At 57.4% G+C, this 453-nt stretch carries 1 protein-coding gene; it reads left to right on the top strand.

Annotated elements, in window-relative coordinates; translation table 11 throughout:
* A partial coding sequence (locus RX395_RS10070; RefSeq protein WP_316367371.1) for an InlB B-repeat-containing protein occupies window positions 1-453 on the top strand: 453 nt, incomplete at both ends.

Genomic DNA, 453 nt, shown 5'->3' with positions numbered 1-453 from the left:
CTCCAGGGAACCGACCTCTGCAAGCTGGTGGAGGATACCACTGTGTATGCGGCTTGGGAGGCCAAGACAGTAAGAATCAATCTGGATGTTGCCGGCGGAAACCCTCTGACCCCGGCTTACGTGGTTGGCACCTATGACCAGCCTATTGGAGACCTGCCGGTTCCGACCCGGCCCGGCCATACGTTTGATGGCTGGTATAATGCCGACGGCCAGCAAGTCACGAAAGACACGCTTATCCAGTTTACTGAGGAGCAGACATGGACAGCCCATTGGACGGCAAATACCTATAGGCTGACCTTTGACCCTAACGGCGGAACTTTGCCGGAGGGGGCGGACACCAGCAAGACGATTACCTATGGTCAGCCCTACGGTGATATGCCGACGCCAACCCGCTCTGGCTATGCCTTTGACGGCTGGTACACAGCAGCAGCGGGTGGTGACGCTGTTAAGGAA

Origin of the sequence: Collinsella aerofaciens (assembly GCF_032584215.1) — a bacterium.
Taxonomy (GTDB): Bacteria; Actinomycetota; Coriobacteriia; order Coriobacteriales; family Coriobacteriaceae; genus Collinsella.
This window is presented reverse-complemented; position numbering and strand designations above follow the sequence as displayed.